This is a genomic window from Sphingobium olei (genome assembly GCF_042678845.1).
Lineage (GTDB): Bacteria > Pseudomonadota > Alphaproteobacteria > Sphingomonadales > Sphingomonadaceae > Sphingobium > Sphingobium olei.
On record NZ_JBHTLS010000116.1, the window covers coordinates 1 to 15,157 of the forward strand.

Annotated in this window: 17 protein-coding genes and 1 pseudogene; 14 read left to right on the plus strand and 4 right to left on the minus strand. The window is 62.2% G+C overall.

The genetic code is table 11. The annotated features are described in order from the left end of the window. Positions 1 to 135 precede the first annotated feature (135 nt). From ACFQ24_RS08660 to ACFQ24_RS08670, 3 genes are all read left to right on the plus strand, one after another. Entirely contained in the window at positions 136 to 321 is a 186-nt protein-coding gene (locus ACFQ24_RS08660; protein ID WP_380910370.1) for a hypothetical protein, read from the plus strand. Positions 322 to 477: 156 nt separating this feature from the next. Further along, positions 478 to 807, plus strand: a complete 330-nt coding sequence (locus ACFQ24_RS08665) for a hypothetical protein (RefSeq protein WP_380910372.1) — start codon at positions 478 to 480, stop codon at positions 805 to 807. Between the two features lie 108 nt (positions 808 to 915). After that, complete coding sequence (locus ACFQ24_RS08670) at positions 916 to 1,854, plus strand: hypothetical protein (protein WP_380910374.1); 939 nt, start codon at positions 916 to 918, stop codon at positions 1,852 to 1,854. Between the two features lie 193 nt (positions 1,855 to 2,047). On the opposite strand, the gene ACFQ24_RS08675 is transcribed toward ACFQ24_RS08670, so the two are convergent. Then, complete coding sequence (locus tag ACFQ24_RS08675; protein WP_380910376.1) at positions 2,048 to 2,497, minus strand: type II toxin-antitoxin system PemK/MazF family toxin; 450 nt, start codon at positions 2,495 to 2,497, stop codon at positions 2,048 to 2,050. Continuing rightward, entirely contained in the window at positions 2,494 to 2,979 is a 486-nt protein-coding gene (locus tag ACFQ24_RS08680; RefSeq protein WP_017503469.1) for a helix-turn-helix domain-containing protein, read from the minus strand. Before ACFQ24_RS08680 ends, ACFQ24_RS08675 begins: the two co-directional genes overlap by 4 nt. 598 nt (positions 2,980 to 3,577) lie before the next feature. Between ACFQ24_RS08680 and ACFQ24_RS08685 the strand changes: the two genes are divergently transcribed. After that, positions 3,578 to 4,513, plus strand: coding sequence for an ArdC family protein (locus ACFQ24_RS08685; RefSeq protein WP_380910378.1), 936 nt, complete (start codon positions 3,578 to 3,580; stop codon positions 4,511 to 4,513). A gap of 496 nt (positions 4,514 to 5,009) precedes the next feature. Here ACFQ24_RS08685 and ACFQ24_RS08690 read toward each other — a convergent pair. Both ACFQ24_RS08690 and ACFQ24_RS08695 read right to left on the minus strand, forming a co-directional pair. Further along, a pseudogene (locus ACFQ24_RS08690) lies at positions 5,010 to 5,681 on the minus strand (SNF2-related protein); the annotation flags it as partial. A gap of 30 nt (positions 5,682 to 5,711) precedes the next feature. After that, a complete protein-coding gene (locus ACFQ24_RS08695; protein ID WP_380910380.1) occupies positions 5,712 to 6,596 on the minus strand; it encodes a WYL domain-containing protein in 885 nt (294 codons plus the stop codon). Between the two features lie 518 nt (positions 6,597 to 7,114). On the opposite strand from ACFQ24_RS08695, the gene ACFQ24_RS08700 reads away from it, so the two are divergent. From ACFQ24_RS08700 to ACFQ24_RS08745, 10 genes are all read left to right on the plus strand, one after another. Beyond that, positions 7,115 to 7,306: a hypothetical protein gene (locus ACFQ24_RS08700; RefSeq protein WP_380910382.1), complete on the plus strand. Its 192-nt coding sequence runs from the start codon at positions 7,115 to 7,117 to the stop codon at positions 7,304 to 7,306. 43 nt (positions 7,307 to 7,349) lie between these two features. Next, positions 7,350 to 9,197, plus strand: coding sequence for a ParB/RepB/Spo0J family partition protein (locus ACFQ24_RS08705; protein WP_380910384.1), 1,848 nt, complete (start codon positions 7,350 to 7,352; stop codon positions 9,195 to 9,197). Between the two features lie 294 nt (positions 9,198 to 9,491). Continuing rightward, on the plus strand, positions 9,492 to 9,893 hold the full coding sequence (locus tag ACFQ24_RS08710) for a hypothetical protein (protein WP_380910386.1): 402 nt from the start codon (positions 9,492 to 9,494) through the stop codon (positions 9,891 to 9,893). Between the two features lie 222 nt (positions 9,894 to 10,115). Continuing rightward, a complete protein-coding gene (locus ACFQ24_RS08715) occupies positions 10,116 to 10,415 on the plus strand; it encodes a hypothetical protein (RefSeq protein ID WP_380910388.1) in 300 nt (99 codons plus the stop codon). Between the two features lie 300 nt (positions 10,416 to 10,715). After that, entirely contained in the window at positions 10,716 to 11,102 is a 387-nt protein-coding gene (locus ACFQ24_RS08720; RefSeq protein WP_380910390.1) for a DUF3768 domain-containing protein, read from the plus strand. A gap of 126 nt (positions 11,103 to 11,228) precedes the next feature. Then, complete coding sequence (locus ACFQ24_RS08725) at positions 11,229 to 11,486, plus strand: hypothetical protein (RefSeq protein ID WP_380910392.1); 258 nt, start codon at positions 11,229 to 11,231, stop codon at positions 11,484 to 11,486. 2 nt (positions 11,487 to 11,488) lie between these two features. Further along, a complete protein-coding gene (locus ACFQ24_RS08730; RefSeq protein WP_380910394.1) occupies positions 11,489 to 12,778 on the plus strand; it encodes a Fic/DOC family protein in 1,290 nt (429 codons plus the stop codon). Between the two features lie 682 nt (positions 12,779 to 13,460). Next, entirely contained in the window at positions 13,461 to 13,679 is a 219-nt protein-coding gene (locus tag ACFQ24_RS08735) for a YdcH family protein (protein ID WP_380910396.1), read from the plus strand. A gap of 32 nt (positions 13,680 to 13,711) precedes the next feature. Continuing rightward, positions 13,712 to 14,464 carry a carbonic anhydrase gene (locus tag ACFQ24_RS08740; protein ID WP_380910398.1) on the plus strand — a complete coding sequence of 251 codons (753 nt, stop codon included), beginning with the start codon at positions 13,712 to 13,714 and terminating at the stop codon, positions 14,462 to 14,464. Beyond that, positions 14,461 to 15,150 (plus strand): DUF2490 domain-containing protein, encoded by a 690-nt coding sequence (locus tag ACFQ24_RS08745; protein WP_380910400.1) that lies wholly within the window; start codon positions 14,461 to 14,463, stop codon positions 15,148 to 15,150. The genes ACFQ24_RS08740 and ACFQ24_RS08745 overlap by 4 nt, the downstream gene beginning before the upstream one ends. The last annotated feature ends 7 nt before the right edge of the window (positions 15,151 to 15,157 follow it).

The window sequence follows — 15,157 nt, forward strand, 5'->3', positions numbered from 1 at the left end:
CACAATCTCAGCTTCACGCAGCTTGCCGATAATCTCTTCCGGCTTGTGCTTCTTGCTCGGCATTCATCGTCCCTTTCGTGGTCCAGACTATCATAGTCTCTGGGCCACTCAGCGGGGGGCAGATCAGGCGCAACGATGGTCGCCCAAGGCTATGCCGTCGATTACCGCGTTTACTCCGGTGGGGCCTATGTCGAGCTGATGCAGAAGGCGGCTGCGCAGCGCGCAGGACTGTGGGGCGTGGATTATGAGGGAATGCGTCAGCTCGCTGTTCGAAGGGCGCAGGTGCCGCAGGGATGCGAAGTAGAAACGATCAAGCAGTAGAGGGAGCCTGCCTTAGGCCCGCGCTCTACTCTGCGCCGCTACCACGGCGCTCCGCGGAACCACGCGAGCGTGTTTCCGCCCATGCGGGTGACGATCGGCTAGGCTGCAACGGGCTGCCCTTGCGGACAGGCGCAGCTTGTCCAGAGATCTGCCGCAATGCTTGAGCGCGGCTCTCCGGTTGCGGTCTTGATCGGCCGCTGGGGCATGGCGCTGACGCTCGTGATAGGCGCCGTCCTGCTGGGCCGCGTCATCCGCAAGTTCCCTTACCTGCTTCCGAACCGGCTCCCTGGTCTGGTCCTCTATGAGTTGGGGCCAGGGCTGATCCTTGCCGTCGCGATCGGGACTGCTCTTGCCATCACACGCGCCGACGGGCCGCGCTTTTGTATCACTGTGCGGCTCGCCCTGTTCGCGCTTGCCGCAACGGTTGCCGGCACCGTCATCCTCGCTATCGAGTTTGGGGCAGCACTCCGGGGGATATGGCTGTGAAGCGGGTGTGCCACATGGCACACCCTTGAAAGCGTGCACGAACCCGTCACGACAGGCTATGACTGCGGGATGACGTGGAAACCTCGAAACTTGCGTGAATTAGGTCGGATGATCGTCGGTGACGCCGAGCACTTTCACTACCGCTCCAGCAAATACATCACCGAGTTTTTTGAGGATTGTGACCTAGAGTTCCTGCACCAGGGCGAAACCCGGCCTGTTTGGGCCGCTGAGCGGGGCGAAGAAGTTCTCGCGATGCCAAAGGCGTCGGCGACGACGATGCCGGACGCTTTCGTTCGAATCATTCGCCGCCTGCTCGATAGAGGAGAGGTCGTCAACGACGATGCCGAGCGCAGCCTTGCCCTCGCCGCCCTGAACATCACACTCGCACGCGAAGGCTGGGAAGCCTTCTATGATGACCACAGCATCGCCCAGATCAAGCATATTGCGACCAACACCGTCGCACAGATGGCCAATCCGCACCGGCCTTTCACACCTTCCGAGCTGGAGCGGCGCGATCAACTCCTCGCCTTCCTCGGCCGCTGCTCCGAAGACGAGTTGATCGAGGACGTGTTGTTGCCGCTATTCCGGCAGCTTGGCTTCCACCGCATCACCGCCGCCGGGCACAAGGATAAAGCTCTGGAGTACGGCAAGGACGTCTGGATGAAATACACCCTTCCGACGCTCCACGTCCTCTATTTCGGCATCCAAGCCAAAAAGGGGAAGCTCGATTCCTCCGGCGTTAGCACGAGTAACGTCGCCGAGATCCACAATCAGGTGTCGATGATGCTCGGGCACGAAATCTTCGATCCGGAACTCAGCCGAAGGGTTCTGGTCGACCACGCCTTCATCGTTGCCGGAGGCGAAATCACCAAGCAGGCGCGCAACTGGATCGGCAACAAACTTGATGCCAGCAAGCGATCACAAGTCATGTTCATGGATCGCGACGACATCCTGAATCTCTTCGTCGTCAACAATCTCCCGCTTCCCAAAGCCGCCCTTCCCTCACCATCTTCGGCGTGGGATCAGGATGACGACGTGCCGTTTTAGCGGCTCGTCAAATTGACGGAGGGGCAACGGGCGCACTGCTCGCAGATAAGCCAAGGGCCGCCCTTTTGAGGCGGCCCCGACCATTTAGTTCCCTCGCGGGAAACGGACACTCCCCAGGGAAGGCCGCGCGTGCTCCCCATGTAGAACCCCACTCCTTGCGATTCAACTAAAATTTGAAAGGACGTCAACCGGCCTATGCGTCGGGACCGGCGGGCGCGGGCGGCACCCCCTGCGGAACCGACGGGGGCGTCGAGGGAACCGGGAGCCAGGCCAGTACCAAGCGCAGCATATCATCGAACTCGCCGACCGGCATCCGCATGATGCCGCCCTTATCGGGAATTAGCCGGCTCACCGCCACCGTCGTCAGCTTGTCGCAGATCGCGAACGCCGCCCGACCATCGATCGTGGTTTGCAACGGGAAGGCCCACTTGTTTCCCGGCTGCGCTGCCGTCGAGCAGGGCACGACCGTAACCGCGCCATGCAGCGTGTTTTTGAACGACACGATGATGACGGGGCGCCGCTTCCAGAACTCCGGGAGCTGGGCATCTTGCGGAAAGTCACACCAGTAGAGCTGCCGAATGCTCGGTGCAGCCGTCACCTTAGGGGCCACCTTCGGCGGCGGGTCTTGAATATGCGCGTTCATTCGTCGTCATCCTGTACCAGACGCAGCTTAGGTGCTCCGGCCCGGTTCTGACGACGCTTCGCCAACTCGGCCTTGTCCTTGATCTCAGCCAGCTTCTCAACCGCGAACGGCGCTACTGCCTTAATCAGACCGTCGAGATGGTAGATGTTGGTGCGGCTGCCGGTTTCGGTCCGCCGCTCCTCGCGGCGGATATACCCTGCCCCCTCCAGCGCAGCGATGTGCTTCTGGATCGTGCGCGGATGGACGTCCATAGCCTTCGCCATCGTTGTCTTGGACGGAAAGGGCTTGCCCTCCGCCGTCCACCATTTGCTCGCCAGATACACGATGATATTGAGGTCGAGCGGCGACAGCATGAGCTGGCGCTGATTTTCGATGATGACGCTCGGCAACGCAGTCCACCCCGCATCCATCAGCGGCTTGGTCCACTTCTTCTCATTCGTTCGCAGATCGGCGCTGCTGTCCTTTTGCTTTTTCGCAGCCATGTGATTATCCTTTCGACTGCGGATATGCCTCCCGCGCGAAGGGGATTCAAGTTTGAGGGGGCGGCGCTGAGGGCGCCCCACGGGGCGCAGAGGCCGCCCCCTCCCCGGCCTCTCAAACCGCCCTCCCGGGAGCCGCACGGGGCCTACAAAGCATAGGACATCCCCATATAGGAACCGCTCAGGATACACTCCTGGCGTATCAACCGAGGATAAACCAAGCGGGAGCCCCCGCGGCCTCCCCCTCCCCCGGTGTTTTCCTATTCACGCTGCCGCAAAGCAGGTGTGCCACGTGGCACACCCCCATGACACGCCTGAAGCGTGGCACAGCTTGTTGGGCACGCTGCCCTCCCCCGGAGGCCAGTCCGGTGCCGGGGAACACCAAGGGCGGCTGCCCTTTCGTTCCCGAACGACAATCAGGCCCCCCGTGTAATCCGCCAACCGCGGCACCCGACGCCCTGCGGAGCGTCGGCCGCGCTAGGCGGCTCGCCCGCGCCAGAGGCCAGATTCTCGCCCTCCCTCCCCATCCCGTTCTTCGCCGGAAAGGCAGAGCCGGTTGCTGTTGCGACCGGCTTTCAGCCTCAAAGGAAAGAAAGACATCATGGGACGGATCACCGACAATCGAGCCGACATCTATCAGGAAATCACCGACCAGATGATCGCGATGATCGAGGCAGGCACCCGGCCTTGGTCGAAATCGTGGAATGGCAGCACCGCGCCGACTATCCCGCTTCGCTCGACAGGTGTTCCCTATCGGGGCATCAACGTCCTGACCCTTTGGGTTGCCGCCATGACGAAGGGCTTTGCCTCCCCGCACTGGCTGACCTTCAAGCAGGCGCTGGCGCTTGGCGGTTGCGTCCGCAAGGGCGAGAAGGGTTCAACCGTCGTCTATGCCAATAATATCGTGGTGGACGCCGACAAGGGCGACCGTGGCGCCGATCAGGGGGGCGAGGACGGCAAGCGTCAGGTGGCGTTCCTCAAGCGCTATACCGTTTTCAATGCCGAGCAGATCAAGGGCATCGAGGCAAAATATCCTACCCCCGCGCCGATCATTAACGCGACCAACCCCGACGAGCGGGACGCCGAGTTGGATTCGCTTTTCGCCCGCGTCCCCGTCACTCTTAAGCACTTTGGATCGCAGCCCTATTATCAGCCGAGCGGGGATCGCGTCGTCATGCCCGAGTTTGCGGACTTCCACACCAGCGACGACTATTATTCGACCCTAGCGCACGAACTTTGCCACGCGACTGGACATGTTGACCGGCTTGCCCGCCCTTCCCTTTTTTCCACGAAGCGGGAGGACTACGCCCGCGAGGAATTAGTGGCCGAGCTTGGGGCCGCATTCGTCAGCGCGACAATCGGCATCAAGCTCCACGACCGCGAGGACCATGCCGCCTATCTGGCAAGCTGGCTCCAAGCCCTCAAGAACGACAAGCGGTGCATCTTCACCGCCGCCCGCCTCGCGCAGGATGCGTCCGATTGGCTGTTGAGCCGGATGGCAGTGGAAACGGCCCCTGAAATGGGCGAAGCGGCGTGACCACCGCCCATGCCCCGGCCCAGATGTGGGCTGGGGCATGGAAGCGCAACTGGTCTATGTCTCGAGCACCGCCAGGTAGCCCGAAAATCGCGCGGTTCGCCTACTTGTTCTATTGCTTGTTACTCATTCGACCTTGGCGCATGTCATTGAATATCTTCAGAGCGGCCGTCGAAGAGATATAAATGAATGGGTGAGGCTCGATCGACCGAATTTCCTTCTCGGTATCTATCTGTTTTCCGCCGACATAGGCGTAGCATCCTCCCTGAAGAAATCGAGCTAGGAACGGCTTAAAAGCATCGGCCTTCCTAAGCTCATACTCCTTCCTCTCAAATGTGACCCATCGTAGATTATTTCGAGACTTAGCCTGTCGGGCAAAGGTTGAGCGCATCTGCTGATTTGGCGCGTTCCATCCGCAGATAGTGGAGCAATGATTGGCAAGTTGACCGGTAAGGAAGCCTAGATAAACAGCTACCGCCTCCGCATACGCCTTGGCGCCTTCCCGTGCGCTCGCCAGCTTGTGTTGCAGCTCCTCGTTGCGGGCCAGGACATCAAGACGAACGATGAGCCTGTGGCGATCCTCAAATGGATTACCCGATCGCGACGTCTCGATCATGTCGCGGGTCAGAATGTCGAACTCGAGATTGAACTTCTGACCAAGCTCATCCTGCCATTGCTCGACCAGGCTGCCCGGTGCCACGATGAGGCAGCGTTCCAGGTCGCTGCGGGCGATCAGCTCTTTGATCAAAAGGCCGGCCATGATCGTCTTGCCCGCGCCAGGGTCATCCGCAAGCAGGAAGCGCAACGGCTGACGCGGCAGCATCTCGCCATATACGGCCGAGATCTGATGCGGCAGCGGATCAACCAAGCTCGTATGGATAGCCAGATATGGATCGAAATAATGCGCCAGCTTGATCCGGTTTGCCTCGGTGACAAGGCGGAGCAGCGCGCCATCGCCATCGAACGACCAAGGCCGGCCATTCACCTCGACATGGAGACGATGTTCGTCGTCCCGGTACAATACGGATTCCGCCACAGCGCCGTTCACGTCGCGATAGACGACGTTGATTGCCTGATCGCCGATCCAATCGACCGATACAATCTGCGTCGCTTGCGACGAGGCAATGCCCCGCACTGACGCGCCGTTGCGGATTTCTTCAAGCTTGGCCATGCCAACCCCCTGTTGGCTCGATGAATATCGTCACGCCGCAAACTCCGCCTTTTCGAGCGCAGCTTCGGTTTCGGCCCTGTTGATGACGACGATGTGCTGACTGCGGGCAGGCAGCTTTGTTGCGTCCCCAAGGAGCCCCAATCTTTTGAGCACATAGAAGAGCATCGCAAACCGAACCGTGAGGACGGCTGATCCGTTTTCCATGCTATAATCTTTGGCAACGACGGCCTTCTGGCTCGCTGTCAGCTCCGGGTGAGGTCCGATCACCACATCAAAACGATCCTGCCACAGGGCATCAGTGGCCGGGTCCGCGCCTCCCTCTTCCACCGTTCCGACACCCAGAATGCGAGGCAGCAGGAAGTCTTTGAACTTCCCGGTTGTGTGGCAATAGGCGCGGACGTGCCATCGGAAGCCATCGTATCCAAAAGCATGTGGAGTGATGCGTCTCCAAGCGGGATCGGGCCGTTCCTTGCTCATGGATTGATAGTGGACATTCACTGAACGGTGATCGCGGACCGCACTCAGCACGGATCGCAGCACGTCAGGGTCAATGTCTCTGCGAGGCGTGAGTGCGATGTCGGTATCCGGAACCTGGGTGATCCATGATTCCGACAGCTCGACCAATCCCTCCGCTACAGAGCGGAGCCGGGAAAGATAGCCACTAGGATCGGGCCTTAAAAAGCGTGGTTCGAACTTCTCGCTGGCGATGTACCGTTTGGCGCTCTTGTCATAGACCGCGTTTTGCGGAGCATATTCTTGATAGAGCGTGAGATCTTTGGACGCTTGCGGGACCGATACATCGAACATCCGAATGATGTCGGATCGGTTGACGCCACCCTCCCAAAACAGGCGAAACTCGATGAACTCGAGACGCCGTTCGACGCCCCATTTCAATCCTGTCGAGCTTTCTAGCACCACAAACCCCTTACTTGCGTCGCAAAACTGTATGGGAACAGATAGGCGATACAGCTAATTTCTATACCCACCAGTGCTTACAGTCAAGAGCTAGGGCGCGACCCTGCCGGGCACGGCTCTATCAGCGCACCTAGGTGCGCCGACCGAGCCACCGTGCCGGCGTCTCGTCCCAAAGGGTGACGATCCTCGCGTGAGGTGTGCCATGTGGCACACTTATGGCCGCTGCCCGACGGGCGCGACATCGCTCGCTAAGCGCCGCGTCCCTCCCCCGGAGGCCCGCCAGCGCGGGGAACACCAAGGGCTGCTGCCCTTTCGTTCCCGAAGGAAAATAGACGCCCCCGTGTGGTCCGCCGAGCGCGGCACCCGACGCCCTGATGGGCGTCGGCCGCGCTAGGGCGGCCTGCCCGCGCCAAGGCCATCGATTTTCCTCCTCCCTCCCAATCCCGCTCCTCGCCGGAGAGGCAGGCCCGGTTGCTGCGGCAACCGGCTTTCAGCCGCAGGAAGAAGGAGAAAGGACAATGGCTTACACCCGATACAAGGGCGATCCCTACTGGAAACGGGCCAAGGTGGACGGGACCAGCGCAGACGGCACCCCCTACGCCAAAGGCGACCGCGTGTTCTTCTATCCGCGATCCGGCGCAACCTACGCAGGTGACGCGGCAACGCGCGCATCCGCCGAGTTCGACGAACTGGCGAGCCTCGAAGGCTGACCCTTTTCCCCCAATCGACACCACAGATTACAGGAGTTTCATCATGGGTATCATCACCATCAAGCTGTCGCAGCTTCGCCTTTCCCCGCTCAATCAGCGCCGCGTGAAGCCTTCCGCCGTGGAAGCGATGGCCGACGACATTGCCGCGCATGGCCTGTTGCAGAACCTTGTCGCCTACGAGGATGATGGCCTGTTCTATGTGTTCGCCGGAGGGCGGCGCTATCGGGGCCTCAAGGAACTGGCGAAGCGCAAGCGGATCAAGAGCAGCGATACCTTCCCCGTCGAGGTCCGCAGCAAGGAAGAAGCCATTGAACTGTCGCTCGCGGAGAACTTCCAGCGCGAGGACATGCACCCCGCCGACAGCATCCGCGCCTTTGCGGCGCTGCGCGACACCGGCATGGACGCCGAGGAAATCGCAGCCCGGTTCGGTCAGGCAGTCAGTTTCGTTTACAAGATGCTGCGCCTTTCCGCGCTCGCACCCACGCTGATCGACCTGATCGCCAAGGACCAGTTGTCGCTTGAGGGAGCGCGTGCGCTCACCCTCACCAATGACCACGACCAACAGATCAAGGTCTGCAAGGCGGCGAACGGCCACGCCCACACCATCCGGCGGATGCTCACCACCGAGAAGGTGGACACCACCAGCGGCCCGTTCATCTTTGTCGGGCGCGATGCGTATGAGGCGAAGGGCGGGACGATCACGGTGGACCTGTTCAGCCAAGGTGCCGAGGGCTTTGCCGACCAGCCCGAGCTTGTGGAGGAACTGGCAGAGGACAAGCTGAACGCCATCGCCGACGAATATCGCGCGATCGGTTGGCATGAGGTCCGCGCTACGCTGGACCGGCCCTACGACCTTTACATGAAGGGCAGCTTGTATCCCGCCACTCGCGAGCCGACCGAGGACGAGGCAGCACGGATCGAGGCAATCGATGTCGCTATCGAGCAGATCGCCGAAGCCGAAGGCGAGGACAGCGACCGCATCGCGCTGTTGTCCGACGAGCGCGACACCATCACCGAGGGCTTGCGCGGCTTCAACGCCGAACAGGTGGCAGTCGGGGGCGTGGCGCTATGGGTTTCGCATGACGGATCGCTCGGCAAGGGCTTCTATCGTGCTAAGGCCGAGCCGAAGCCCAAGGCAGGGAGCGGCGAGCCGCAGCCGCTCTACAGCAACAGCCTTGTCGCTGACCTGTCGCGGATCAAGACCCGCATCGTGCAGGAGGCGGTTTCGGCCAACCCGGCGCTGGCGCTCGACGTGCTGCTGGACAGCCTTGCGGGCCAGTTGCTCCACGGCGCGCACAGCTACCAGATGGCGCTCGACGTGCAGGCCAAGACCATCGCGACCGATGTTGCCGACGACTTGATGGCGACCAGCGACGTGCGGGAGGTCGAAGAAACGATGGCCGACCGCTTCGCATCGATCCCCGCCGAAGGCCGGTTCGAGGTCATTCGCGCCATGAGCCACGATGACAAGATGGCATTGCTGGCTGGCCTTGTCGCCATGACCGTTGACGGCACGGTGTTCGCGGGCGGTGCCCCCGGTGCGCGTCACCATCACTTCGAGCAGGTGGCCCGCGCTACCGGCGTAGACATTGCGACCCGCTGGCAGGCCCCCATCGCCCTGTTCGACAAGATGCGCCGTGCGGCCCTGATCGATCTGTTGCGCGAGGAATGCGGTGCTTCCAGCGCCGAGAATTGCGCGACCATCAAGAAGAAGGGTGATCTTGCCGTCAATGTGTCGGGACGGCTTCCGGGAGGGTGGCTACCTGCGCCCATGAAGATCGGCGCGTTCGATCAACCCGATGCGGACCCGGAGGATTTCGACACCGATATGGACGGTCACGGGATCGAGGACATGGAGCGCGGCGAATTTGTCGACGACGAAATGGCCTGATTTGAGCGGGGGCCGGTGATAATCGGCCCCCTTCCTTCCACCCCCATCATCCCCTCCGCCGGCGCGACAGCCATGCCCCGCATGGCCGTCGCGCCCGCTGCCCTTGCAGGTCAGCGCGCGCCGCCCGCCCACAAGGGACTGGCGGCGCGATAACGGCTATTGTCGCAAGTTCCGTGGTCGCGCAGGTGTGCCACGTGGCACACCCTCGATTCCCATGATCGAGCGTGCTTCGAACCACGCGAACAGGTCCGCCACGGCGCGACGGCGATAGGCATTGAGCCATCGACGCCTCCGATGCTCGGCCGCATCGTGGATCATGTGACACCTTTGGCAGAGTGCGGCCAGGTTGCGCGGCGCATTATCGGTCGGATCATGGTTGAGGTGGGCGCAGGCGATATAGACCCTCGTAATACGGATGCTCGCCGCGAGGTCGATTGCTCCGATCCTGATCCGCTTTCCCCGCCCGTCTCGCCACTGCCGGCGATCCATGTCCCACCACCGTCCATCGCCCAAGTGGAATATGCGCTGACCATGCGGGCGGCAGCAATGCTCGCACCGCCCCTTGGCGCGGCCGAAGCGAATGGCCCTCGACAGCTCGGGCCAGTCGATCGGGTAAAGCCAGCGATGTTCGGCCATGATCGGCATGACGATTCTATGAGTCAGCGGGAACGAGAACGAAAGCAGAAAGTCGCCTGATGGACCGCCTGATGGGCGGGCGCTGTTTGGTAGGGCTGTCCGTCAGTCTCCTCCCATCGTGAGGGGCGCGGCCCGCCGCCTCAAGGATCAGCGGTCCCCCCAATTTACTGTGTAAATCGGTTCCCCCGCTGCCCAGCAAGCCGGCCACTTCGCGGTCCTATGACCCGGCGTTCCGCGCCCCTCACGCTGTCGTCGCCAATCACGGCAACACGGAGGTTTTCCATGTCCCACCATCGCCTGTTCGCGCAGCTCGCCTTCGAGCGTGCGCTTGGGATGGCCGCGCTAAATGCGCTGGCCCAGGCGATCGCCGAGTGCGATCAGTTTCGCGCCGTTGGCCGCGAGCGCGACCCGATCCATTTCTGGGTTCTTGCCGGTGAACTCGAAGACGTGGTGCAAGATCGTATCCGAGACGTGCTGGATGGTCCTGGCCTTGCCATCGTCGAGCGCGGCGAGCTTTTCCATCAGCCACGGATCGTCGAGCTGGTGATCGCTGCTCGTCATGCACGCAACGCGCCGTCGTAACGGCGCGATTGCGCGCAAAAATGGGGTGCGTAGATCCGCACCGTGCTTCATTCGCCGCCCGCGCATCGCGCGACCGGCGCGAGGGGAACACCAAGGGCGCCGCCCTTTCGTTCCCGAACGACAATCGACCGCCCGTGTAATCCGCCAAGCACGGCACCCGGCGCTCAGCGCCGACCGTGCTAAGGCGGCTCGCCCGCGCCAGCGGTAGATTCTCGCTCCCCCTCCCCATCCCGTCCTCGCCGGACAGGCAGGGCCGTGAGGCCGAGCGGCCTTGCGGCCCATGCAGCAGGAGGATCAGCTATGCGCAGCCCTGAACAACTCGACACCATCCGTCGCCTGAATGATGCGGCCCGGAGCAACCCCGGCACCGCTTCCATTGCCAATGTCACGCTAGGGTTCCAGTCCCTTCCCGATGCCGACCGCTTTGCGGCACTGGCGGCGATCGTGGGATTTTCCCGATATGACGAAGACAATGACCCCTATGCGGAACATGATTTCGGAGCGGTCTATCGGCTCGTGACGGGCACGTGGACGCAGGAGCGGCCTTCCGACGAGAAGGCGATTGTCGAAACAGTCTTCTGGAAAGTGGATTATTACGACAACACGCTCACCTATGGCAGCGAAGCGCCGTGGGATGAGCAGCAGACCAAGCGTGTGCTGACCATCATGTTAGCCAACGAATACTGATGGTTGCGCCGACGATCCCGCGTCCGAATGAGCGCGGGATATGGTGGATCGAATGACTGCCGCGTCGAGTGATTTGTTGAGGAATCGCGCCGGGGAGAGTAAGGTTAAAATAGAAAGGATGACGCGATGGCCCAGATCGATCTTGAAGCACTGCGTGAGCGCATCCGCCAGATGGATTTTGAACGCGGCACTCCCGAACAGATCGCGCTCTGGCGCGAGGATGTCGCGGAGTCCCGCGCCAATCTCGTGATTGAAGACATGACGCCGACCAGCGATGAAGACGCGATGTTCGCGATGATGCTCGAAGAGGGTGTGCCGCCCGCACTCATGCCCTCGATCATCCTTAGTCTCTACCCGCCCGGAACCCGCCAGATCGCTGCCTGACATTGGCAAGCGATCCCTACACCTATCCCGGCACCGAGACGCTTCGAAACCGGCTTGGCCTCACCGATGAAAAGACGCTTGTCGAAGCTGAGCGGCGACTAACGCAGGCGCGCGGCGCAGAGGCCGCGCGCCTGACTTTTCCAGCGACGGCCGACGGCTATCGCGCGCTTCACAAGCACTTGTTTCAAGACCTCTATGATTGGGCGGGGCAGGACCGAACCGTCAACATCGCCAAGGGCGGTTCGAGCTTCGCAGCCGTGCCTTATGTCGCGCGTGAACTCGACAAGCGCTTTGCCGACATGGGCGCGCAAAGTAGCTTTCGCGGACTTCCTCGAGACGAGTTTTTCGACCGGCTCGGCGATCACATCAACGAGATCAACGCCATCCATCCTTTCCGCGAAGGTAATGGGCGCACCATGCGCCACCACGCGGCGCAGCTCGCGCGCGAGGCCGGACACCCGATCCGCATCGCCGCGATCGACAAAGACAAGTGGATGGAGGCATCCCGGCACGGCTTTCTAACGGGGGATCATCGCGGCATGACCGCCGTTCTCTCCGCAGCGGCAGTTAAGCGCGACCTCGCGCCCGAGGCGCGCATCGGTCCCGCCGGAATCGCTATGCTTCCGAACCGCGCGCCACCCGAGGGGCAACGCTATCGCGTCACCCTCACTAAGGCGCGCGAAGAACTGGAACGCTATTTGCCTGCCGCCCGACAGCAGGCGGCCGAACGATTGCGTGAATTGATCGGAGAAAGCGCGCCATCTACTGCCATCGCGAATGCAAGAACCGAGCTTGCCTATGTCCGGCACGCCAAGGGTCCGATCTACCAGTCCCACCTTTTGACATATCTCGGCGTGCGGCAGGTCGATGCCGTCGTTACCGCCAAACAAACGCCCCTTGAGCGTGTGCGTGAGATCGGGGCCGCCCTGGGCGTCCAGATCAACGGTCAGCAATCGGCACAGCTTCAGCGCGCCGTGCGGGCGCTCGAGCGGCCGATCCTGCCCCCCGGCCATTCCCCTGGGCAGGAGCGGCTAGCCGAGCTTTTCATGAAAAACACGCCTGAGAAGAACCACGCCGATCCGCGCCTCGCGCCCGCCCAGGCGATCGTCGACGCGGCCATGAAGACCGCGCGCGATCGGGGCGAGAGCGCGCGCATGGTCGGGACCATCGGGGAGTCGACGCGCCAGCTCGTCGCGGATCGGATCAAAACGGGCGGATCGCTGGACGGCGAGATCGGCCGCGCGACCCCGGCGCAAGCGCCGGCGCCGCGCGATAAGGACCGGAGCCGCTGACAGCATTGGGAGGACGGGGGCATGTGCAATCGGTATCGACTATCGGCCAAGCAGGCGGCCGTCATGCGGGCGTGCGGGTTCGAGCCGCCCTACCCCGAGGATGAGGCCTACCCGGTGCCGCGCTAGATTTTCCCTACCGGGAAGAAGACCGCGCGGCACGGCCTGGTCGTGCGTCGATCGTCGCAGGGCAACCGGCCACTGGAGCCGGTCGCGATGTAATGGGACTTCCCGACCCAGGTGCCGAGCAAGCGCGACCCGGCCGTGAAGCTGGACAAGTATGTCACCAACGCCCGCAACCTCGCTTCCTCGATGTGGAAGCCGTCGCTCGCCAAACCGGAGCGGCGCTGCCTTGTCCCCTTCACCCACTTCGCCGAGCCCCACCCCGAGGGCGGGACCGGCGACGATGGCAATGCTAGGAGAATGGCTTCGTATGGAGGTCACCCGCTTTGTAGCTGATGCGATCGTACAAGAGCATAATCGATTATCTCGTCACACATATATAGTGCCAGCCTATCGACCCAATATGGTCCTTTCGATTGTTCCTCTCAGCTACTTTTGACTAGCTGTCAGGCGTGGCCCGGGCCCCTCTGGCGACGACCGGCAAGGTCGCTGCGATGTCGGACCACTCGTCACGCTTCCTGCAGGGTGGCGTCGTTCGATTGCGTCTAAGAGGACAGACCAGATGAAAGCTCGTGATCTTTTGCTCAGCGCCTATCGCGTCGTCAGCCGCGAACTCTTGCGCGAGCGTAGGCGCCGCTTCCCCGACCAGCAGCGATTGAGCAGGCTCAAAAAGGAGCGCCTCGCGCTGAAAGACCGGCTTGCGCAGCATCAGCTCGCGACCGGGTCGACGTTGGCTATGGCACTCCGCATCGTCGCCCGCACCAAGCCTGCCTTCGCCTGATCAGATCAGCTTTTGGCTTAAGGATTCATTTCATGTGTGAGATTAACCTTTCACGTCGTGCGCTGGTCACGGGTGCGGCAACTGTTACCGCCTTTGCTGCAGCACCTGCGGCCGCACAGGTTGTAAATCGTCCCGGAAGCGCGCGCGTCGTCCCTCCCGCCCCTACAAAGGACGGCAAGTCTGCCCTCAATCCGGATCAGGCGCTGCAGTTGCTAAAGGACGGCAACATGGCGTTCCTCCAGGGTGAGATAGCCGATCCAGACCTTTCGGTGCGGCGACGTCTCGATCTGGCTCGCGGCCAGGCTCCCTTCGTCGCGTATGTGTCATGCTCCGACAGCAGAGTGCCACCTGAGCTGCTGTTCGGCCGCGGCCTGGGCGAACTCTTCATCGTGCGAAATGCCGGCAACACTGTCGACACTGTCGCGAAGGGCTCGATCGAGTTTGCCGTAGCGGTGCTGGGTGTGCCGCTGGTTGTCGTGATGGGTCATGAGGCCTGCGGCGCCGTCAAGGCAGCCATGGACGTGGTGAATAAGAACGCGCGTTTTCCCGGCGCAATCGATGCGATGATCGAGCCGATCATTCCGGCCGTGCTGGAGGCGCGCAGCGCGTCCGGAGATGCGACGGAGGCAGCGATCCGGCAGAACGTCCGGCGAGTCGTCACCAACTTGCGCGAGCGAAGCGATCCGCTGCTGATGGAGCCGCAGGCTCAGGGCAAGCTCAAGGTGGTCGGCGCCTATTACGAGCTCGGCACAGGCCGCGTCGACTTCTTCGACATGCCGCGATGAGGCGCATCCACACGGCATGTTTCTCGTCCGTCGCTGCCGGCCTGATCGCGGCAGCGCCGGCGAGCGCGTCAGACCATGACGAGCAGGTTTGGACCTCGGCTACCGTCACTACCGCCTTGTCGCCCAAGGTCGATGCCACGCTCGAGCTGCACAGCCGCTACACCGACAACGTCTCCCGGGTGGGTCAGGTACTGATCCGGCCCAGCGTGACCTACAAGCTGCCACGCGGTTGGTCGGTCACGGCCGGTTACGTCTATGTCCGCACTCGCTTCGAGAACACCCTCTCAAATGACGAGCACCGTAGCTGGCAGCAGATCGGCTACACCCTGGCGGCCAACGCCGCGACGGGCCTTGCGATCACCGGCAGGACTCGTGTCGAGCAACGCTTCCGCCCTGACGCGGGCGGCGTGGGTTGGCGGTTGCGGCAGCAGTTGCGCGCTCAACTGTCGTTGGCGCGAGGCAACCCGGTGCGCGCCGTCGTCTGGAACGAGACCTTCATCGGTCTGAACACGACGGCTTGGGACCGGCATGACGGAGTCGACCAGGTCCGGACGTTCATCGGCGCTAGCCTGCCGGTTGCAGACGGTGTGACCGTCGAACCCGGCTACCTCAACCAAACCGTGTTCCGGATCGGACCAGAGCGGGTGAACCACATCTTGGCCGCCAACATCTTCGCCCGCTTTTGAGAGCGGC